Source organism: Microvirga lotononidis, from assembly GCF_034627025.1.
GTDB lineage: Bacteria > Pseudomonadota > Alphaproteobacteria > Rhizobiales > Beijerinckiaceae > Microvirga > Microvirga lotononidis.
Genome location: NZ_CP141048.1, coordinates 4,170,326 through 4,191,258, shown reverse-complemented (window position 1 = coordinate 4,191,258; position 20,933 = coordinate 4,170,326). Strand labels below are relative to the sequence as shown.

The following is a 20,933-nucleotide window of genomic DNA, read 5'->3' as shown; positions in this document are numbered from 1 at the left end:
ACGAACGAAAGCATCTTTTCCTTCTCCTCGAATCTCCGGATTCAAAGCCATCAAAACCTGAAACACTGCTCCATGAAGATGCTCCGCGGTTGTCAGGTCCACAATGCGGCTTCCGTCCGCTTGGAGCCACGCAAGGAGGGGCTCGGCGTCCTCCGCCCGGCACGGCCCCTCGAGCAGGATGACTGCACCTTCCAAACGCACGCTCATCCGATCAACCCCGGGACATCGAGAATCATGAGGACGCCGCCGTCACCGAGCAGGGTTGTGCCCATAAGTCCGGGCATTCCGGCCAGGAGGCCGGTCATGGGTCGCATCAGGACATCCATGCGCTCGGCAAATCCATCGACCGCGAGTCCGACTTTTTCACCTTCAACCCGCATGACGACGACCTTTGTACCGGTTCCGGGAACAACCTGGGAGGGGATGTCGAGGAGATCGGCGAGCCGCACCAATGGAAGCGTCCGGTCGCGCAGCACAAAGGCCTCGCTTTCCTGGATGGGTAGGATGCGAGAGGCCGGAACGAAGGTCGTCTCCAAGATATCATCCATCGGGATTCCATAGGTCTCGCCCCCGACGCGGATCAGCATGGCCTTTGTCATGACGACGGTGAGCGGCAGGGCAAAACGGATCGTCGTTCCTCGCCCGGGCACGCTGTGAACGCTGATCTGGCCGCCCAGCCTTTTGACCGCAGTGCGCACCGCGTCCATCCCTACCCCGCGACCGGACAAATCCGTAACCTTTTCCGCGGTCGAGAACCCAGGAGCGAAGATCAGATCTGTGACCTCCGCATCGCTCATCCGAGCGAGCTGATCCCCTGAAACGACGCCACGCCCCAGGGCTGTCCGCCGGATCGTCGCGGGATCGATGCCCGATCCATCGTCGCTCACTTCGACAACGACCCAATCCGCTTCGCGGCGGGCGCGGAGATCGATCCTCGCTTTAGCTGGCTTTCCTGTGGCGAGGCGCATTGCATCTGGCTCCGCACCATGGGCAACGGCATTGCGCAGCACATGGACCAGAGGTTCGGACAGGCCCTCCACGACAGATTTGTCCGCCTCGACATCGTGGCCGTCCACGAAGAAATCGACGGTCTTTCCGAGTTGCGCGGCGATCTCGCGAACAGCCCGCGGAAAGCGCCGGAAAACCTTGCGCATCGGCATCATGCGCACATCCATGACTGCCCTATGCATGTCACCGACCAACCGATCGATGGCAGCATGACTTGTCTGAATGCCCTGGACCAGAGCGGCCCGATCCAATCCGTCACCTAGGGAGACAAGATGCGCCAAGACGTTCTTGGCAACGACCATCTCTCCGACGAGATCCGCGAGACGATCGATCCGGGTGGCATCGATCCTTATGACCCGCGCACCCGATCCATCGGATGCAAGCGGATCATGGCCTGTAGGCCCCTCGGCTCCGGCTCTGTCAGGCTCACGGGTCCCATGCGCGCTCAAATCATGAATCGCCACTTGATCAGGCACGAAACGGAAAACGGCCTTCACGGCATCGAACGGAGCGGCGGATATTGCTTCGATCAGGAGGTTGCAGGCGAAAGGATCGATCTCTGCGGGAGGAGGCCATGGGTCCCTGCCGACCACGCGGAGTGCCACAAGGTCCGGAACCGATCGCAGAAGCGCCAGGGGATCGTCGCCGGCAAAGAAACAATCAACCCTCGGGCTGTACCGGACCGCTATGAGCGAAGCGTCACGCGCCTTCGCATCGATGGTCGCTTGTAAGGCATCGACCCACCCGATATCGGCAACGGGAACCATGGGAGCAGGTGCCTCGCTCTCCTGACCAAGCTGTGACCGCAGCCCTCCTGCAAGGCATTGTCCTTCTTCGACGGCCTCCGGCGGAAGCTGCCCGCTTTCTTCGATGAAGCCAACCCAGCGGTCCGTTTGGCCGATACATTGAAGGAGGATGTCGATCGCGTCGCCGTCGAGGCGTGCTTGTCGCCCTTTGAGCGCGCTTAAAAGATCCTCTGCCGCGTGGAGCGCATGCCCCATGGGAGCGAAATCGAACAGCCCCACTGAGCCCTTCAGCGTATGAATGGCTCGAAAGGCGCTATCCAGATGGACGGCACTGGCAGGATCGCGTTCGAGAGCCAGGAGATCGTCGGTGGCCTGCTGAACCAGTTCGCGCGCCTCAACGATGAAGTGCTCAAGGAGGTCGTCCGTCATCGATCCTCCTCCCGCGGTTGATAAACGATCGCATCCTCGAAACGGCAAAGCCTGAAACGGTTCGAGATCCGGCTCATCGACTCCGTATGGCCGAGACAGATGTAGCCGCCCGGATTCAAAGCATCGTAGAGATGATTGGCTGCCAGAAGACGCGATGCATCGTCGAAATAGATCAGGACATTGCGGCAGAAGACGATATCGAACCGGCCCTGGGTCGTGACGGACGCTCGATCGACAAGATTGACCGATGTAAACGTCACGGATTCCCGGATGTCCTGAATGATCCTACGCGAATTGTTATAGGGACTTTCGAAATAACGTTCGATCACATCGGGCGGCAGACGGGACAATGCGCGCTCACGATAATCACCGGCTACAGCCATCTGCAAAGCGCACGTGTCGATATCGGAGCCGACGATCTCGATATGGTAGGCGTCGACCATCAGCCAGTTCTCGAGAAGCCATATGGCGATCGAATACGGCTCCTCGCCGGTCGAGCATGGCACCGACCAGATGCGCACGAGATCGCCGGGTTTCCTATCCCGTACGATGTTCGGCAACAAGGACCGGCCCAAGCATTGGAGCTGGTTCTCCTCACGATAAAAATAGGTCTCATTGACCGTGAAGATGTTGATCAGGCTCTCGATCTCGGTCTCGCTCGCTTGAACATGCGAGAAATAGGTCGGGAAGGTGCGCATCCCCGTCGCGGACATCCGGTCTGCAACGCGCCTTTCTATGTAGTAGCGCTTGCTTTCACCGAAGATCATTCCGGTGCGGCGGTAGAGCAGCTCGCAAAGGTTGCGGATCGCATCCGGGCTGAGATGTTCTCCGGTTTCCCGACCCTCTTCAGCGGATCGAGCAGGCGGCTGACGCTTGCTCATGGGAGCCGCGCCATGGCGATGATCCGATCGGCGATCTGCTCCAGGGGAACGACGACTTCCGCGCCACCTCGCCGGACGAGTTCGCCGGGCATGCCCCAGACCACAGCGCTTTCTTCCGATTCGGCAATCGTGCGTCCGCCTTGCTCTCGAAGCCGGGTCATTGCCTGCGCACCGTCGCTTCCCATGCCGGTCATCAGCACGCCGATCAAGCCGGACGCGGAATAGTGTTGCATGGCACTGTCGACGAGCCTGTCGACGCTCGGGTGCCAACGATGCTCGGGAAGGGACGGGGCGGCCAGCACGACCGGACCATCCGGGCGCATACTGACGATCACGTCTGCGTCGCCCTTGCCGATGTAGATGGTTCCGCATTCGAGAGGCATCGGGCGCGTGACTTCCACGACGCTCAACGCGCACAACTTGTCCAGGCGGCGGGCAAGCGGCCCTGTGAACGATCCCGGCATATGCTGCGCCACTACCACAGGATATGGGAAGTCTGGCGGAAGCCGCGAAAGCAGAGCATCCAGGGCCGGAGGGCCGCCCGTTGAGGTGCCGATGAGAACAAGATTCCGAACGGGGGAATTAGCCTTGCTGCTCCTGCGTATGGCCGACAGCGGTCGAAGAGGCTTTTGCGTGACCGGCATCGGTTTCAAATCCAACCCGCTCCTCAATCGCACCCGATCCGCCAGCCTCAACGTCCCCGGCAGGCGCGCCCGGGATGCAGCGCGGACCTTCTCGACGAGGATTGGAGCAAGCGTCTCGATCTCCAGGGAGACTGCCCTCCCCGGCTTAGTGATGAAATCGACGGCTCCCAAGTCGATAGCCTTGAGCGTAGCGTCTGCTCCTTCCGTCGTGAGAGACGAGACCATCACGACGGGGCAAGGATGCTCCAGCATGATGCGGTCCAGACAGATCAAACCATCCATCTCGGGCATCTGGATATCCAGCGTGATGACATCCGGACTGAATACGGGAATCTGTTCTAAAGCCTCCAGACCGTTGCGTGCGAAAGCGATCTCGAAATCCCGCTCGGCCGCGAAGACATTGCCGAGAAGACGTCGCATCAGGGGTGAGTCGTCGACAATCAGCAACCGGATCACGAAGCAGGCCGATCCGGGTGATCGCCACCCATCGCGGCAAGGAGATCCTTCTCTGCCCGGTCTAAAAGCTCGCGTGGATCGAGCAGCAGGATCATCCGCCTCTCGGCATCGATGTTCGCGATCCGGTCGATGACCTGGCTTCCATCTGTCGCCAGATCGGGTGTTGCCCGAAGCTGGGTTTGAGGGATCTTGAGAACCTCGGAGACATGGTCGACCACGAAGCCGGCTTGCATTCGGTCGATCGTGACCACGATGACACGTTCGCGGCGTTTTTGCCCGTTGCCGGACACCTTGAAGCGGCGCCTCTGATCGATCACCGGAACGACGCGCCCACGCAGGTTCATGACCCCCTCGATGAAGGCGGGAGCTTTGGGCAGGCGAGACAAGGTTTCCGGAACGCGCACGATTTCGTCCACGGACGCGATGGGCAGCCCGTATTCCTCATCGCCCAAGCGGAACACGATGAACTGCTCGTCGTCATTCGAAGCATTATCGATGCTCAACGCTGAACTCTTCTCGATGTGCGGTGCCACGTGCTCGGCCCAGACCTGATCGCGGAACAAGCTCTCGGCTGCGAGAACCGAAACCAACCGCCGGCCACCTTCGAGCCTGCAGATTCCTTGGATTCTCGCCTCTGCCTCGCCTCGCGACAAGAGAGCTGGAACAGGATCGATCTCACCCGTGCGAATGCGGAGAATCTCCTTCATGCCATCCGCAACGAGCCCCACGAGAGCCTCGCCTATCCGAACGACCAGCGCCTTGGATTTGTCAAATCCATTCCCGCCGCTTCGCAAGCGGAGAAGCCCGCCGAGGGAGGCGAGCGGGAGCAGACGCCCTCGCAAAGCCATGACCCCGAGCATGACGCCATCCGCCTGAGGAACAGCCGCAACCCCGGCTGGAATCGTCACGATCTCTTCAACATAGCTGAGAGGTAGCGCGAAGTCCTGACCTGCGACCGAGAAGCAGACGAAAGGAATTTCATCGCCTCTCGCATCCTCTCCGGCCTCCGAATTAGAATTGTCTGAGACACGAGGGAGTTGTGCACGTTTCTCGAAGTGACCGAAATTGCGGGACAGCAGCGCGTCGAGGTCGATCTGACGTTCGGTCGTTCGCTCGCCATCTGCAAGCCTCGATGCATCTGCTCCAGCATCCTGCTCCAGGGATGCCACTCTGTCGATGACAAGGCCGATCGGCGTACTGCGATTCAGGACAACGACCCGGGTCCTCGCACTCGGATTCGTCTCGTCCCCCAGGAGACCGTGAAGGGATACAACCGGCATCACGGCGCCACGCAGGTTGGCGACGCCCAGCAGGCTCGGCGGGCTGAGCGGCACTCGGGTCAAGGCCGGCGGCCGGATCACCTCGGCGACGTCCGCGGCCGGCAGGGCGAAACGATCGCGGCCCACTTCCACTGTGAGGAACAACTCGGAGGCCGCCAGCGGAGCCTTCTCGACCATTTTGTTACGACTCCGCGATCTGGAGTTCGTCGGCCAGAGAGGCAATCTCCTCGATAGCGGCAGCCAAATCCTCAGCACCGCGTGCCTGCTGCCGCGCGGCTGTGGAAGCTTGGGCGGCAGCACTTCCGGCCTGCTCAGCCACCGTCGCGACCTGCTGCGTGCCCGATCGAACCTCCCGGACAGACATCAGGATCGTATCCGCTCCCGACAAAATGGCAGCGCTGCCCTGCTGAATCGCGGCAATCTCAGTTTCCACCGCACCCAACCGTTCGGCCATCAGGCCATTCTTCGCAACCTCGGCCTCGGCGACGGCCGCACTCTGCTCCAGATCCCGTCTCACGAGTGTAACCTGATTGCGGATCTGCCGGATGACTTCCTTGATGCGATCGGCATTATCGGAGGCGTCCCGCGCCAGTGCGCGGATATCACCGGAGACGATCGCGAAACCGCGGCCCGCCTCTCCGGTCCGGGCCGCTTCGATCGAGCCGCTGACAGCCAACATGTTCGTCTGGACCGCGACAAGGGCAATGCCGTCGACGATTTTCTCGATGCGACGGCCGGATTCGTCCAAATCGTCCATGAGGCAGATGACGGCGCGTGTCTCCTTGAGTCCGCGCTCCACGCCTGCGGTCATCTGCAGTGTCACAGAGCGGTTCTCCTGTAGGAGGGAGGCAAGCTCTTCGGTCCGCTGGACCGACAGGCCGGCGATGTCCCGAGAAGTACCCGTGGCCCGCTCGATTTGTTCCATCGCGGCATTGGCCTGCTGAGTCGCAGCGGCTTGCATCTGCGCCCCCCGACTGATCTGATCGACGGCGGTCATGATCTCGCCGGCCGCACCCGACAATTCCTGAATGGCTGCCGATAGCTCTTCCGCTGCGGATCCGACCTGTTCGGCATTGGACGATCCCGCGGTATTCGCCTGGAGCTCGTCGGCCAAAGCCGCGAGTTCATGGGCGGTCTGCTGACTCTGATCCAGCGAGACGCTTTGTTGCTGCACGGCTCGCTGGGCCTCCGCCGCAGCCGCAGCCTGCTCTTCCGCGGCACTGGCCACCTGCTCCGCCCCACGTTGCGCCTCGCGGACGGCCGCCTCGGCCTCGATGGCCGCGGCAAGAATGGACTGGCTCCCCTCCGCGAGGTGAGTCATATCGGAACGGATCTTGTCTAAAGCCGCAACGATGGCACGGCCGGTCCGGGCCTCGCCTGCCCCGGTCTCCGCCGTGTTCCTGATCTTCTCGGCGATGGAGCGGACTTCGGTGACAATTCCCTCTGCAAGGCCCTGGATATCCTGAGCGCTCTTTTCAGACGTGCCGGCGAGGGCCCGCACCTCATCGGCCACGACAGCGAACCCCCGGCCATTGTCCCCGGCGCGAGCAGCCTCGATGGCGGCGTTCAGGGCCAGAAGGTTCGTTTGATCGGAGATGTCGCCGACGGTGTGGGTAATACCGCCGATCGCGACAGCCTGCTTCTCAAGGAGGGCCACCACATCGACCATGGCATTCTGACGCGCGACATTGGTCGCAACGGCCGCAACAGACGCATCAATCTGCGCGCCCGTCTCGATCAGGAGAGTCTGAAGGCTAGCGATCTTGGCGCGAGCCGCCTCCGCATGCTGACGCGCCTCTGAGAACGAGTTGCCCAGGCTCACGATCGCGGTCAGAGATTGCTGCGAGGCACCTGCCGCCTCCTCCGCACCACTGGCGATCTGCTCCATGGCGCGGCGAAGTTCGTCCGCCGCCGAGGAAGCCTCGGTCATCCCGCTGGCCAGCTCCTCCGTGGCCGCGCCGATGCGCTCGGCCGCCTTCTGGTGCCGAGCGCGGACGCGCTCCAATGTCCGACGGTGCGAATTTCCGCCCTTCGTCGGCGCCGCCACTGCGGGATCCGCATCGCCGTTCGCGCGGCGGAGGTTGCCTTTGCCTAAAAGTTCGGATGTCTTGACCAGTGCCATCGAGGGCCTTCGGAGTTTCTTCACAATCTTGGGATTCGACCCACACGCTGGACCTCACAGCCGTCCCGCCAAGCTGGGCCGAAGCGGAGTGGCTACGTTTATAGGCTGCGGTGGAGGTCTAGCAAGCCGCACGGCCACGGAATCACGCGATGAAGACAACCTTGTTTCATGTTCATCGCGCGCAGCCACTCCGAGCGCGCCCAGGGTCTCTCGGGTCGAAGCACGCCTGAGGCGTCCGCCCTGCAAATCGCCAAGTCTCAATCTTTATCGAGCTCTGAATCATTTTCGGGCTTGCAGCTGGTCGCAAGCCGGCAGGACCGGACGGGCCCAAACCGTTCCGCAGCGGACATTAGATGCAGTTGGTCAAAGAACGAGCGGCCGCGAAGTACCGGGATCCGCGAGACAGCGGATGCCACTCGGGACCGGTATATCTCGAGGATTTCCATCACCATTTAGGAAGGCTCAAATTCCTTTTCTCGTGATGGGTCATCGGCCCGTCACGCGAGAATTCCAAGCAAAGCAACGACCTCGCCCAAGCAACCTTATATCTGCATTTATGTCTACTTTGCACCCTTTGGTGTAGGCGGCCCATACACCCAAATATCCAGTGCGCTCTACTTGCTTTGGAAAGCACTTGAATGTTTCATTAAATCACTCCGCATGAATGGAAATCCCGTTCATTGGAACGAGCTGCACTTTCGCAACACGAACCCCAAGCGATCGGATTCCACGTATGACTCTGGCTGCTGCTTTGAGGTCCGAGATCATGATGCCGGTCATGGGGTGCAATGGTTTGGACCTCCTGGCTCTGAGGCTCGATATCGGATCGGACCTCGAGCAGGAGATGAGCGCATGCCTGAGCGAGGATGAGCATCAGCGTGCAAAATGTCTCGCGCAAGTGCGCGACCGCCGCCGGTTCGTCGCAAGGCGGAGCTACCTGCGCCACATCCTCGCTTCGAGACTGGGAATCTCACCGGCCGAGGTCGAGTTGGAATATGGCCCACAAGGCAAACCTCGGCTCTCACACCGCATGCCTATGCAAGAGTTGCACTTCGGCATGACTCGATCCGAGGAACTCGCAATCGTCGCACTTTCGAACACGGGTGAAATCGGCGTCGACATCGAGGCGATACGCCCTGTTGCGGAGGCCGAAGACATCGCAGCTCTTTGCTTTTCGCCTCCCGAGTATGAGTCCTTTCGTTCCCTCGCTCCAGAGGACAGAGTGGAGGGCTTTTTCCGACATTGGACCCGGCTGGAAGCCATCTCGAAGGCGATCGGATGCGGGCTAGCTCAGCCGATCCCATCGGATGACGGAGAATGGGAGACCCATACGTTCGTGCCGGAACCCGGATACATCGGGACCGTGGTCTTTCAGAAGTGATGGGGATTTCTATGAATACGGCTGCGACGAAGATTCCAGACTTCCTGTCTGATCTCGCGGGCAGAGACATCAAGGTCTGGCTGGAGGGAAGCCAGTTGCGTTGCAGTGCGCCCGCCGGTGCGTTGACGGCGGAGTTCCGCGACCAGTTGCGGGAGCGTAAGAGCGAGATCATCGGATTCCTGAACATGGCGGCGGCAGCTGCCCGCCAACAGCCGTCGATCGTGCCGCTGCAACCCCACGGAACACGCACACCCATTTATGCCGTCCCTGGCCATGGTGGAGTCGTCTTCTCTTTCTCGGACCTCGCGAAGCGGCTGGGCGACGATCAGCCGTTCTTCGCTCTCGAACCGCCGGGCCTCGATGGCCGCACTGAGCCCATGGAGCGCGTCGAAGACATCGCCGAGTACTTCGCGCGTCAGATACTCGAATTCCAGCCCGCTGGCCCCTATATCATCGCCGGTTACTGCTCCGGTGCATCGACTGCTTTCGAGTTGGCGAAGCTTCTCGGGCAACGCGGGGCAGAGGTCGAATGCCTCGCCCTCTTCGGGCCCGTTCATCCGAGCACATATCAGGCGGCATCACGGCTGATGTTCTTCCAGGGCAAGCGCCGGATCGGCGCCGTGATCCATCACCTGCGCAAAGCCGCGGCCATGCCCTCCATGGAAGCATTCCTCCAGCATCTCGGCGACCGCGCGCGGTATCTCGGAACCCGCCTCAGAAACCGCAGCAACGGTCTGCGCCCCCTTTTAGCCTACCTCGGCGCCGAGGGCGACAAGGTCAAGCCGGATCCGGTTCTGGCGCGGCGCTCCCGGCTCGAGGCGACGGCCACAACAGCCGTGCGTCGATATACGCCGACGTCTTACCAGGGCCGCATCTGCATCTTTCTTCCGAACAAAGCCTGGGTTCGATCCGGAGCCAGGCCGCTCCGCTGGCTCGATGTCGCGCCTCAGGCCGAATTCTATTATGGCCCGAAGAGCTGTTACGGCCCCCTCATGCTCCAGGAACCAGACGCGCCGTCCATCGCCGAGCTCTACCGCCAATCGGCCAGATGAATTGAGGAAATCCTATGAATCGAATCCTTCCGCCTGCGCTGGATAGCGTCGCGCTTTCTGTTCTGGACGATCGGGATCATCACACGCTGGTCGTCGATTACAATGCCACCGAGGCGCCTTACCCATCGAGCGAAACGGTGATCGATCTCTTCCGTGCTCAAGCAGCGCGTACTCCCGACGCGGAGGCGATCCGGTACGGCACCGATGCGCTGACATATCGCCAATTGGAACAGCGCGCTAACCAGATGGCCGGACACCTCGCCTCGAGCGATGTCGGGCCAGGCCGCTGCGTGGCCGTGTTCATGGAGCACTCCATCGAGGTCGTCGTCGCGATTCTCGGAATCCTGAAGTCCGGCGCGGCCTATGTGCCCCTGGATGCCGCAACGCCAAAAGGACGGATTGCAACGATCCTGAAGGACATCGCGGAGGGAACGGACGGAACGCCCCCCTTCACGATCACGCAGTCGCATCTTCAGTCCGACCTTCCGCACGAGCTTGCCGACGTATTCATTCTCGATGCCGATTTCAGGACGATTTCCCAACAGCCGAGTACGGATCGGCCATCCTCAGCTACTCCGGACGGCACGGCTTATATCATCTTCACGTCCGGATCGACGGGTGTCCCCAAGGGGGTCATGATCAGCCATCGGAGCTTGGTCAACTACATCTGGTGGGCCGCCGGAGTGTACAGCGCGGGAGAAAGTCTGGCTTGGCCCCTCTTCTCGTCGCTGGCATTCGACCTGACCGTGACGACGCTCTTCACGCCCCTCATCTCAGGCGGCCGGATCGTGGTCTACCGCGGCGATCCTGGTGCACAGAGCATGGTCGTACTCAAAGTCGTCGACGACAACGCCGTCGACATCGTGAAGTTGACGCCTGCCCATCTCGCCATGATCCGCGACCGAGATCTGCGGGCGACACGGCTCCGCAAGTTCATCGTCGGAGGAGAAGACTTCAAGACCGAACTGGCCCGTGACATCACGAGGGCGATACCCCACCCGATCGAGATCTACAACGAATATGGCCCAACCGAAGCCACGGTCGGCTGCATGATCCATCGGTTCGATATGGATCGCGATCAGCACCCGTCGGTACCGATCGGCGTTCCTGCGGCAAACGCTGGAATTTACGTCCTCAACGAGGCGCACCAGCCGGTCCCGCCGGGTGTCATCGGGGAGATGTTCATTGCCGGAGACGGCCTTGCCAAGGGCTATTTCAATCGCCTCGAGTTGACCGGAGAACGCTTCCTGATGACCACCGATCCGCGTGATGGCACATCCAAGCTGCGACTGTATCGGACTGGTGACCTTGCCCGGTGGAGTTCCGAGGGGCGTCTGGACTTCCTGGGACGTGCGGATCACCAGGTGAAAGTCGGAGGCGCACGTGTCGAACTAGGCGAGATCGAAGCCCGCCTCATGAAGCATCCGCTTGTCCATGATTGCGCCGTCGTCGCCACCGCAGCGCCGGCAGCAAAAGCCGCCACGCAGGTGCGCTATTGCGAGCGCTGCGGCGTCTCATCGGATATGCCGGGAACGACCTACGACGCAAACGGCGTCTGCAATCTCTGCCAAGCGTTCGACACCTACGTCGAAAAGGCCCAGGCCTATTTCAAGACGCCGGACGATCTCCAGAGTCTGATAGTCGAGATGAAGGCGAACCGTAAGGGGCCCTACGATTGTATCGTTCTTCTGAGCGGCGGCAAGGATAGCAGCTTCATGCTGTGCAAGCTTGTCGCGATGGGCGTGAAACCGCTCACATTCACTCTGGACAACGGGTTCATCTCGGAAGATGCCAAGGCGAACATAAGACGGCTGGTGAGTGGGCTCGGGGTCGATCACCACTGGGGAAGCACGCCCCACATGAACGAGATCTTCGTGGACAGTCTGAAACGGTTCGCGAACGTCTGCAACGGTTGCTTCAAGACGATCTATACCCTCGCTACCAACTTCGCCCGCGAGAATGGAATTGGCTACATCGTCACCGGCCTCTCACGCGGCCAGTTCTTCGAGACACGGCTGACCGAGGAGGTTTTCAAGCGGGACGACTACGATCCGTCCCGTCTTGACGCGCTCGTGACCGAGGCCCGTAAGGAGTATCATCGCCGGGAGGATGCGGTTTCACGCTACCTGGACGTCGATGTATTCCGCAATGACTCCATCTTCGAGGAAGTCAAGTTCATCGACTTCTATCGCTATTGGAGCGTTCCGCTCGAGGATATGCTGGAGTTTCTGAAGACTCAGGCCGGATGGAGCAGGCCCTCCGATACCGGGCGTTCCACGAATTGCCTGATCAACGACGTCGGCATCTACATTCACAAGAAGCAGCGCGGGTATCACAACTACGCCCTGCCCTACAGCTGGGACGTGCGCCTAGGCCAGAAAACGCGCGACGAAGCCATCGACGAACTGAATGACGAACTCGATGTGCCTCGCATCAAGGAGATCATGGCCCAGATCGGATATGTCGAGCCGATCGCAGCGGAAGACGGGATCGCCCGCCTCGTCGCCTACTATGTCTCTCCCCAGAATGTGAGCGTCGCGGACTTACGCGCCCATCTTGCTGAAGAACTGCCGGACGCGATGATTCCGACGCATTTCGTCCGATTGGAGCGGTTGCCGCTGACAACCAACGGGAAGGTGGATCGCGCTGCCCTTCCCGAACCGACGGGCGACAACATTCAGCCGGCCGAGGAGTTCATTGCGCCGTCATCGGAAACCGAGAAGACCTTGGCCGCCCTGTGGTGCGATCTCCTCAAGGTCGACTCGATCGGGCGCAACGACAACTTCTTCAGCCTTGGAGGGCATTCCCTCCTCGTCATGCGGGCGGTGTCTCGCCTCCGGGAAACCTTCGGAGTCGATGTGCAACTCCGCAACCTATTCGAGCGGCCGACCGTGGCGGGATTGGCCGAGGTGATCGACGGGATGCTCTGGATGGCAGAGGCCCGCGCGCCATCGACAAGCGAAGGTCCTCGCGAGGAAATCGAAATTTAGGCGAGGGCGGGAGCCGGACCGCCATTGTGAGCCATCCTCATGATGGCGGCATTACCACGAGACAGACAACAGATCGGATGAGGCGTATGGACGGAACGGGGGGAATGACAAGGGGGGCCGGACTTCCGTGGGCGGGAGGAGAGTATGAACTCCTGCGCAATCAGGTACGCCGCTTCGTCGAGAAGGAGATCAAACCTCATGCGGACAGCTGGGAAGAGGACGGGTTCATTCCCCGTAGCGTCCTGCGTCGAATGGGTGAACTCGGCTTCTTAGGGATTCAGTACCCGACCGAATATGGCGGCGCCGGGATGGATGCAGTTGCATCCACGGTGTTCGCAGAGGAGCTAGGGCGCTCCACTTATGGCGGCGTCGCCATCGCCACGTTGGTGCACACCGACATGGCGTCCGTTCACGTCTTCAATGAAGGGACCAAGGCCCAGCGCGCCCGCTGGATGCCAGGTATCATCAGCGGTGAGGTCATCACGGCCGTCGCCATCACGGAGGCGGATGCGGGTTCGGACGTCAAAGCCATCCGCACGCGCGCCCGACGAGATGGGCAGGACTACGTCCTCAACGGAGAGAAGCTGTACATCACGAATGGCGTCTATGCAGACCTGTACTGTGTTGCCGCCAAAACGGATCCTGCGGCCGGAAGCCATGGCATCTCGATGTTTCTCGTCGAGAAAGGCACGCCGGGCCTGAAGATCGCCCGTGCCCTCGACAAGCATGGCTGGCGCTGTTCCGACACGGCTGAACTCGTCTTCGAAGACTGTCGTATCCCTGCGGAGAACATGCTCGGGGTCGAGGGGCAGGGCTTCTACTCGATCATGGGCAACTTTCAGAACGAGCGCCTTGTCCTTGCCGCCATGGCAATCGGAGCAGCTCAGGCGGCAATCGACATGACGCTCGCCTGGGTGCGGACCCGTCGCGCCTTCGGAGGCGTCCTATGGGACATGCAGGCGATCCGTGAACGCCTGGCCATGCTCGCCACCAAAGTCGAGGCCGGCCGCCAATTCCTCTACGCCACCGCCTGGCGAATGGCTGCGGGAGAAGATTGCATCCGCGAAGTCTCGATGGTGAAAGCCTTCTGCGGCGAACTCGCCAATGAAGTCATGTATACGTGCGTTCAGTTCCACGGGGCGATGGGTTTCATGCGTGAGAGCCCGATCGAGCGCATGGCACGGGATGCGCGTGTTCTGTCCATCGGTGGCGGCGCGACTGAAGTGATGCTGGACGTCGTCGCATCGATCTCCTGATAAACCGCCCGCTGATCGACTGGGCTCAGGCGAGTGCGGTTTCGATGGCGGCCTCCCTTATGCGCTGAGGTACTCCCTGGACAATCCAAGCCAATGCCGTCGATGGACCGGTCGGTCTCAGACCACCTTTTGCCAACCTCATCGGCCATCAAGATTTCTCAGAAATCGGGGTCAAATCTGGGAGGTCCAAGCCCTCGGCGTTCCCCTTTTTAAGCGTAAAAGCGGAAGTTCTGTCACGTGCCGCCGAGATGCATTCGGGACGAGATCTATACAGAACGGCTTCCTTACTTGGACGCCCCGCTCGAAGAGATAGATGCCTTATAAGAGCTCTAATGCCGCATCTATTAGTGATACCACCGGCTACTGCCAGTGCTTCTATTCGGCTCGCTCAGAGACGTAGAATCCAGATCGTCCAGGCAACCGGATCCTGATCCGAGAAGAATACCTTCGATCTTGCGACGGGAAAGCACGAATCCCCGCATGAGGGCCGAGCCAATCACCCTATGCAGTTTTCTCCCGAGCCGCGAACGTGGCCACAGCAAGGGTGATCGCGACGATAGCGTCGGTAAACCGCAGCAAGAGCACGTCATGAGCAGCCGACATTTGAATGACGAGTGTCAACATGAACCCGAACACGATACCAAGATACTTTGATTTCCTTGCGGCGATGACGGGCCAAACGAGGAAGCTTAGGAATGCGAGAAAAGGAATTAAGCCGCTCTCCCCCAGGATGGTCAGGAACGTGTTGTGAATGCCCAGCCATCGATTCGTTTCGAGACCATTTACGATTTTTCTGAGCCCGCCCTCCATGGCATGGAACTCACCCAGTCCCGCTCCCCATGGAAAGACCTGCTTTATCTTCTGTAGCCCGAAGTCCACGAGAACGGTGCGGCCTGTGGTCGTTCGCGCGCTGACCTCCCCGCCTACCAGGTTGAAGACATCCGCCAATCTCTCCCGTTGATCCCATGACAGGTGAAAAAGATCGTGTTCATAGATGAACCAGAGCCCGATGATGCCGGTAGCCACCGCCACCGAGAACAAAAGCATGGTTCCCAGCGATCGCCTCGTCAGCACGAAGGCTGCAGCCAGCACCAAACCGCCAAGCATAGCAGCTTTCGAGAATGTCATGACCAGAGCGATGACGGCGATCACAACCTGAAGCGCTCTCCAGGCAAATATCCTTGCGGGAAGCGCCACCACCAATACCAGGCAGTACAAGGCAGCCGTCGCTGCCTGGTTCGGATTCTCGAAAAGTCCGGATGCACGCTCCATCTCCTCGACTGGCCCGGAGGAGATCGCGTCAGCAGGGTTTATCGCCTGATACTGCTGAAGGGTGCTCGAGAAGATCGTTCCGACACATGCGATCAGCATAAGATACTTGAAGAAGATCAGCACCAATCGCAAATGATCCTCGTCCAGTGATACGATCCAGAAATACAGCGCAGACACCAGCAGGAACGTTACAAAATATAACCTGATATAATATAGATCTATCGAAATGGTCTCGAAGCGAGGGATAGAGCCCATAATCAGGTATGATAGTATTGCTGCGACAAACAGCATGTAGATAAAGGAAATATGCCGCAATCTGGTGTACTGAACGAGGAGAATCAGGGTCAGCGCGAGCGCAAGCGGCGACAGCATTTCAGCCTCGCCGATAAACATTGCAGCGACGGCGTTCAGGTTCAGCCCTGTAAACAGGAGCAGGCCCAAGCCGATCGGATTAAGAAAACGACTTGATGTGAATTGTGAATCAAGCGTTCCAATGCTGGCTACCACGTCATGACTCCAAAGTGGCTGCCCTGTGTGCCGGCAGCATTGTCCCCATTAAAGCAAGACACTGTCATCTTGGGACAGGTTCAATCGCAGCTGACGGCCTGGACGGACCTCCGATCCTCCGAGGGCCAGAAATCGATCCGGCCAGAGCTCTTTCATATTCTCCGACGATGTGCTGAACATCGAAACTACTGACTGCGTCGGGACGAACTCTGGAGCCCCCTCCCCTTGCAAGCTCGTCGATCTCGCGGGCCAGAACAGATGCACCGTAATCGGCCGCAACACGGCACTCCGGAATGCCCGTCAAAGCCGCTCTCAGGCCGGCCACGGGTGTCGCCACCACCGGGGTGCCACACGACAGTGCTTCGAGAACAACATTGGGGAAACCTTCGAATCGGGACGATAGAAGAAAACCGTCGGCCTGCGCATAGAACGGATACGGGTTGGGGGTATAACCGAGCAACCTCACCCGATCCTCCAGGTTCAGTTCCCTGATCAGACGCTCCAGTGTCTGGCGCCGCTTCCCATCTCCGAGAATTGTCAGAGTGACGTCCTTATTGCTGCAAAGACCCACGGCCTCGATGGCAGCATCGAAGCCTTTCTGGTCCTCCAGGCGCCCGGCGGCCACGAGGTTGAATCGGTCAGGGTCGAAACCTGTGTTCGCCGCCTGTCGAGATCGCTTGCGAATGAGATCGACGTCCAGCGGGTTATGGATCACCACCGAGTTCCCGCCTCTCCATCCGAGAGACTCCCGATAGTCTTCTTCCATCGCGTGCGACTGAAACACGACAAGGTCCGCACGGCACACGGACCGCCTATGGAGGAGCTTCCAGACAAACGGTCGGCTGCGCGTCTTGAGATCAGCACTGAAAAGAATGGCTGGACGAGCAACGAACGCTGTCTTCCTAGGCCAGAGCAGTCGGCTGGAACCGAGCGCGACGTTCAGATAGTCGATGGTGGAGAAGACGATGTCGGGCTTCAGCTTCCATATAAGCTTCGCGGCCCTTGTCAGGGCAAAACGTAGGCGCCCGGCATCCAGATCATAGACCTTTATGTCCGGCGGAAGCTCGTTCTCGAGAACAGCTCCTTTCTGGTTGACGACGGCCAGCGACACTTCGAACCTCTCACGCGAGAGGTTTCTCAGCAATGTCAGAACGACCCGCTCGGCGCCTCCCGCAGCCAGGCTGGGCAGGAAAAAGAGCACATGAATTCTCTTATCGGCCATAGCACGCCTGCCACGAACGCAACATCAGGACACGCCACAGATGGTCTGCATAATTCCAAGTGCCGGACTGATGATCGCCCCACATTCTTTTGATGGTCTTCTCGTTCAGAAAATCGTCCCGCACGTCACTTGAGAACAGCAAGTCCGCCGCCCAGGATTTCAGAGGGCCCCTCAGCCAGGTACCGATAGGCACGCCGAAGCCCATCTTCGGCCGATCGATAATCGAATTTGGCACGAACGAATTCAGAATCTGGCGCAACGGCCACTTCGTCTGTCCTTGCCTCACCTTGTATGAAGATGGCAGGCTGAAAGCGAACTCGACCACCCGATGATCCAGCAGGGGTAGCCGGGTCTCTAGGCTCACTGCCATGGCAGCCCTGTCGACCTTCGTGAGGATGTCCGTCGGTAGATATGTCACCGCATCCATTGCGGATACGAGCGTAAGCCTGTCTCGCGCGTCCGAGACCGGGAAGGTGGAGGCTCCAATATGATAGTTTGACGCCTGATTGAGCAGCGAACTCCAGTAATCGGGCCTGAACGAGAAAGCCATATACCGGTGAGCCGGGCTGTCGAGGGCAAACATCTCGGCCAGCGCCCCAAGACGATTGGCGGCCGCTTTGGAGGAACGGCCGACCGGCAACGCCCTCAACCGCATGATGGCGGATGGCGAGTTGAATGCGAACAGCAATGCGCCGAAAAGCGGCTTACCCGGGATGCGTTCGATCGCGGCGGCCGTATGCTGCCGCTTATATCCGCAGAAGAGCTCGTCCCCGCCGTCCCCGCTTAGGGCGACGGTCACGTTCTCCCGCGTCATCCGGGAGAGAACGGCCGTGGGAACCTGAGAACTGTCGCCGAACGGCTCGTCCCAGATCTCGGCCAAATGCGGCACGACTGCGAGCGCCTCGGACGGCGTGACCGTCAGCTCATGATGATCCGTCCCGAGACACTCCGCCACGGCCCTTGCATGGTGAGCTTCGTTGAATCCAGCCTCCTCGAATCCGATCGTGTATGACTGGACCTTCCGGCTCGATACCGATTGCATAAGCGCAACGATCGTACTCGAGTCGATTCCACCCGACAGGAATGCACCGACCGGAACATCCGCGATCATCTGCATGCGGACGGCTTCGGTGAGGATGCGCCGTAGCTCGTCTGCCGCGTCCTCGGCCGTCCCACGGAATGGTTCGCCGCTCAGTGCCGTCTGGAGAGACCAGTAGTACTCCGTCTTCACCTCGCCCAGCGGCTGCGATCCAGTCATCTCGAGCGTAAGCAGCTGCCCAGGTTCGAGCTTGAAGATCCCGTCATAGATCGAGTGCGGCGCCGGAATTGCCCTTTGATAGAAATATTGCCAAAGGGCGGTCGAGTTGATCGTCGGATTGAAGCCGGGAATGGTCTGGAACGCTTTGAGCTCAGACGCGAAAACGAACATCCCGTTGGTATGTCCGTAGTAGAGAGGCTTCTCTCCCATCCGGTCCCGCGCGAGTGTCAGAACCCGTTCCTGGCGGTCCCAGAGGCCGAAAGCGAACATTCCGACACAGCGCTCGAGTGCCTGCCGGACCCCCCATCTCTCGATGGCCGCCAGCAGGGTCTCCGTATCGGATCCTCCTCTCCACGCTCTGGAACCTGCCGAGCGATCGTCACCCCGGTGCGGGAAATAGCCGCCCTCTCCCACTTCTTCCAGAGATTTCCTAATATCCTTGTGATTGTAGATTTCGCCGTTGAAGACGAGGACATAACGTCCGCTCTGGGAAATCATAGGCTGATGGCCCGCCGGCGACAGATCGATGACGCTCAGGCGACGATGGCCCAACGCGACACCGGCCGAGCTATCTATCCACTCGCCATGGTCGTCCGGCCCCCTCGTGACCAAAGACGACGTCATTCGCTCAAGAAGCTTACCGGGTTCCATTCGGCCATGGCGAGGCAAGAAGAGAAACCCAACGATGCCACACATGATGTTCCCTTAAAGTGGTCCCGCAACGATCCGGCTCTTGCGTATTTCGCCGCCTGCGTCAGGTGACGATCTCACATTCCAGCCGCCAAGAAGCGAAGATACCATCATCACACCGTCGTTCCGGCTGAGCATTCTAGCTAGCAGAGTTCCTGAGGGGGTACCTCCGACGAACCGCAATATCTGATCGGATCGCCCCGGCAGATCGCGGCCGACTTTGCACCCCTCAAGCGGCGTAGAACAGTCGATGTTGAGAGCTTCGCACATTCGCCTGCATCAGCGACCGCATCCTCTGCTCGTCCGAACGCTCTGGCCGAACGGCGCATTCGATGTAGGTCAAGGAATTTGGTGTAGTCGCCTCCCAAGGCAACTGGACCAGGTGCCGAAGTCCACGGATGATGGCCGGTGTGCGCCATAGATTATATGGTGCTTTCTCATTTCCGGCAGCATCAGATGAAGTTTACAAGACTCCCGTATGATCTGGTTGATTGGCAGCGCCTCGACGCCTTTGAGGATCGAACCTTCTCCCAGAGGAAGGCGTGGCTGGACTTCATCTGTGAAACCCAGAGCGGTGAACCTGTCGTCGCGCAGCTAACGGACGGAAACGAAACACTCGGCTTTTTCTCGGGCGTTCGCATCAAGCGAATGGGCTTCAGCATCATGGGAAGCCCATTCCCGGGCTGGACCACGCCTTACATGGGGTTCAATCTAGCCCCGGGGGTCTCTCGAACCTCAGCCGTTTCGGCGTTGATCCCCTTCGTCTTCCGCGATCTGAAATGCCATCATCTGGAGATCGCCGATCCCTTCCTGGATCGTGAGGACATGGTCGAGCTCGGTTTCCACGTTCGGACGGGGCAGACGTTCCGTTCCGACCTGACCCTTCCGGAGGACGAGTTGTTCAACCGGATGGACAGCGCCTGCAGACGCTGCATTCGAAAGGCGGCCAAAAGCGGCGTTACGGTCGAAGAAGCCGATGCCGAAGGATTCCCTGCCGAATACTACCAGCAGCTTCTCGACGTCTTCGCCAAGCAGGACCTCAAGCCGACATACCGACAGGAGAGAGTCGAGGCTCTCATCAAGCACTACCACGGCACGGGCAATCTCCTGCTTCTTCGAGCCCGCAACGCCGATGGGCAGTCGATCGCAACCGGCATCTATCCGGGGTTCAATAAAATCTCCTTCTTTTGGGGAAATGCGAGTTTCCGGGAGCATCAACATGTGCGTCCCAACGAGACACTCCACTGGCATGCGATGCAGCACTGGAAGAAGCGCGGAATAGAATCGCATTACTGGGGGAATGGCGGCGAATACAAAAGGAAATACGGGGGCGACCAAGTCCCGTTCATGGAGTTTCGCCTGTCGCGCGGAGCGGCCACGGCGGTCGCCCGCGATACAGCCAAGGCTTTGTACTTTTACGGCCGCAACGTGAGAAAGCATGTTCTCGCACTGACACGGTCACTTCTGGCCACCTAGCTTGTCGCCGGTCTGTCATCGTATCCGGTGAAGTCGGGGTAGCCCCCGGTCCATCGGAAAGCGTGCGTCTCCTTCGCGTTAGAGGCGGCCTCGACGGCTAAGTAGAGCGGAGCCGAGTGGCGCAATCGGGCGGGGTTTAGCTCATCCTATTTTCCTTGGTTTTATCCCAAGTGCTCCCCAAGGATCTTAAGTTTTACCGTAAAGAATACATTCGTAGCACCACCGCCATCTCTAGAGTTAACTCATAATATGGCTCCACATCT

The 20,933-nt window shown here is 59.8% G+C and carries 13 protein-coding genes; 5 read left to right on the top strand and 8 right to left on the bottom strand.

Features of this window, described 5'->3' with window-relative positions; translation table 11 throughout:
- Nucleotides 1-203 precede the first annotated feature (203 nt).
- The 5 genes from U0023_RS19770 to U0023_RS19750 are packed head-to-tail and all read right to left on the bottom strand — an operon-like array spanning nucleotide 204 to nucleotide 7,566.
- On the bottom strand, nucleotides 204-2,183 hold the full coding sequence (locus U0023_RS19770; protein ID WP_009491704.1) for a chemotaxis protein CheA: 1,980 nt from the start codon (nucleotides 2,181-2,183) through the stop codon (nucleotides 204-206).
- A complete protein-coding gene (locus tag U0023_RS19765) occupies nucleotides 2,180-3,064 on the bottom strand; it encodes a CheR family methyltransferase (RefSeq protein WP_009491703.1) in 885 nt (294 codons plus the stop codon). The genes U0023_RS19770 and U0023_RS19765 overlap by 4 nt, the downstream gene beginning before the upstream one ends.
- A complete protein-coding gene (gene cheB, locus U0023_RS19760; protein ID WP_009491702.1) occupies nucleotides 3,061-4,164 on the bottom strand; it encodes a chemotaxis-specific protein-glutamate methyltransferase CheB in 1,104 nt (367 codons plus the stop codon). The genes U0023_RS19765 and cheB overlap by 4 nt, the downstream gene beginning before the upstream one ends.
- Nucleotides 4,161-5,621, bottom strand: a complete 1,461-nt coding sequence (locus U0023_RS19755) for a chemotaxis protein CheW (protein ID WP_009491696.1) — start codon at nucleotides 5,619-5,621, stop codon at nucleotides 4,161-4,163. The genes cheB and U0023_RS19755 overlap by 4 nt, the downstream gene beginning before the upstream one ends.
- Before the next feature lie 4 nt (nucleotides 5,622-5,625).
- On the bottom strand, nucleotides 5,626-7,566 hold the full coding sequence (locus tag U0023_RS19750; RefSeq protein WP_009491694.1) for a methyl-accepting chemotaxis protein: 1,941 nt from the start codon (nucleotides 7,564-7,566) through the stop codon (nucleotides 5,626-5,628).
- Nucleotides 7,567-8,332: 766 nt separating this feature from the next.
- Between U0023_RS19750 and U0023_RS19745 the strand changes: the two genes are divergently transcribed.
- The 4 genes from U0023_RS19745 to U0023_RS19730 all read left to right on the top strand — a co-directional run bounded on the left by U0023_RS19745 (nucleotide 8,333) and on the right by U0023_RS19730 (nucleotide 14,245).
- A complete protein-coding gene (locus U0023_RS19745; protein ID WP_009491692.1) occupies nucleotides 8,333-8,947 on the top strand; it encodes a 4'-phosphopantetheinyl transferase family protein in 615 nt (204 codons plus the stop codon).
- 11 nt (nucleotides 8,948-8,958) lie between these two features.
- Nucleotides 8,959-9,999 (top strand): thioesterase domain-containing protein, encoded by a 1,041-nt coding sequence (locus U0023_RS19740; protein ID WP_009491690.1) that lies wholly within the window; start codon nucleotides 8,959-8,961, stop codon nucleotides 9,997-9,999.
- 14 nt (nucleotides 10,000-10,013) lie between these two features.
- Nucleotides 10,014-12,989 carry an amino acid adenylation domain-containing protein gene (locus tag U0023_RS19735; RefSeq protein WP_009491688.1) on the top strand — a complete coding sequence of 992 codons (2,976 nt, stop codon included), beginning with the start codon at nucleotides 10,014-10,016 and terminating at the stop codon, nucleotides 12,987-12,989.
- A 104-nt stretch (nucleotides 12,990-13,093) separates the two neighbouring features.
- Nucleotides 13,094-14,245: an acyl-CoA dehydrogenase family protein gene (locus U0023_RS19730; protein ID WP_040638442.1), complete on the top strand. Its 1,152-nt coding sequence runs from the start codon at nucleotides 13,094-13,096 to the stop codon at nucleotides 14,243-14,245.
- Nucleotides 14,246-14,746: 501 nt separating this feature from the next.
- Here the strand turns inward: U0023_RS19730 and U0023_RS19725 are convergent.
- From U0023_RS19725 to asnB, 3 genes are all read right to left on the bottom strand, one after another.
- On the bottom strand, nucleotides 14,747-16,024 hold the full coding sequence (locus U0023_RS19725; RefSeq protein WP_009491684.1) for an O-antigen ligase family protein: 1,278 nt from the start codon (nucleotides 16,022-16,024) through the stop codon (nucleotides 14,747-14,749).
- A gap of 64 nt (nucleotides 16,025-16,088) precedes the next feature.
- The gene (locus U0023_RS19720) at nucleotides 16,089-17,246 is read right to left on the bottom strand and encodes a glycosyltransferase (protein ID WP_009491682.1); all 1,158 of its coding nucleotides are present in this window, start codon (nucleotides 17,244-17,246) and stop codon (nucleotides 16,089-16,091) included.
- Nucleotides 17,236-19,200 carry an asparagine synthase (glutamine-hydrolyzing) gene (asnB, locus tag U0023_RS19715; protein ID WP_009491680.1) on the bottom strand — a complete coding sequence of 655 codons (1,965 nt, stop codon included), beginning with the start codon at nucleotides 19,198-19,200 and terminating at the stop codon, nucleotides 17,236-17,238. Before asnB ends, U0023_RS19720 begins: the two co-directional genes overlap by 11 nt.
- A 450-nt stretch (nucleotides 19,201-19,650) precedes the next feature.
- On the opposite strand from asnB, the gene U0023_RS19710 reads away from it, so the two are divergent.
- The gene (locus tag U0023_RS19710) at nucleotides 19,651-20,670 is read left to right on the top strand and encodes a GNAT family N-acetyltransferase (protein ID WP_009491678.1); all 1,020 of its coding nucleotides are present in this window, start codon (nucleotides 19,651-19,653) and stop codon (nucleotides 20,668-20,670) included.
- Nucleotides 20,671-20,933 lie beyond the last annotated feature (263 nt).

Excerpts from the sequence above, each read along its gene's own strand:
- U0023_RS19710 (WP_009491678.1), top strand. The coding sequence starts at position 19,651 with ATGAAGTTTACAAGACTCCCGTATGATCTGGTTGATTGGCAGCGCCTC.
- U0023_RS19745 (WP_009491692.1), top strand. The coding sequence starts at position 8,333 with ATGATGCCGGTCATGGGGTGCAATGGTTTGGACCTCCTGGCTCTGAGG.
- asnB (WP_009491680.1), bottom strand. The coding sequence starts at position 19,200 with ATGTGTGGCATCGTTGGGTTTCTCTTCTTGCCTCGCCATGGCCGAATG.
- U0023_RS19730 (WP_040638442.1), top strand. The coding sequence starts at position 13,094 with ATGACAAGGGGGGCCGGACTTCCGTGGGCGGGAGGAGAGTATGAACTC.
- U0023_RS19720 (WP_009491682.1), bottom strand. The coding sequence starts at position 17,246 with ATGGCCGATAAGAGAATTCATGTGCTCTTTTTCCTGCCCAGCCTGGCT.
- U0023_RS19765 (WP_009491703.1), bottom strand. The coding sequence starts at position 3,064 with ATGAGCAAGCGTCAGCCGCCTGCTCGATCCGCTGAAGAGGGTCGGGAA.
- U0023_RS19740 (WP_009491690.1), top strand. The coding sequence starts at position 8,959 with ATGAATACGGCTGCGACGAAGATTCCAGACTTCCTGTCTGATCTCGCG.
- U0023_RS19735 (WP_009491688.1), top strand. The coding sequence starts at position 10,014 with ATGAATCGAATCCTTCCGCCTGCGCTGGATAGCGTCGCGCTTTCTGTT.
- U0023_RS19755 (WP_009491696.1), bottom strand. The coding sequence starts at position 5,621 with ATGGTCGAGAAGGCTCCGCTGGCGGCCTCCGAGTTGTTCCTCACAGTG.
- U0023_RS19770 (WP_009491704.1), bottom strand. The coding sequence starts at position 2,183 with ATGACGGACGACCTCCTTGAGCACTTCATCGTTGAGGCGCGCGAACTG.
- U0023_RS19750 (WP_009491694.1), bottom strand. The coding sequence starts at position 7,566 with ATGGCACTGGTCAAGACATCCGAACTTTTAGGCAAAGGCAACCTCCGC.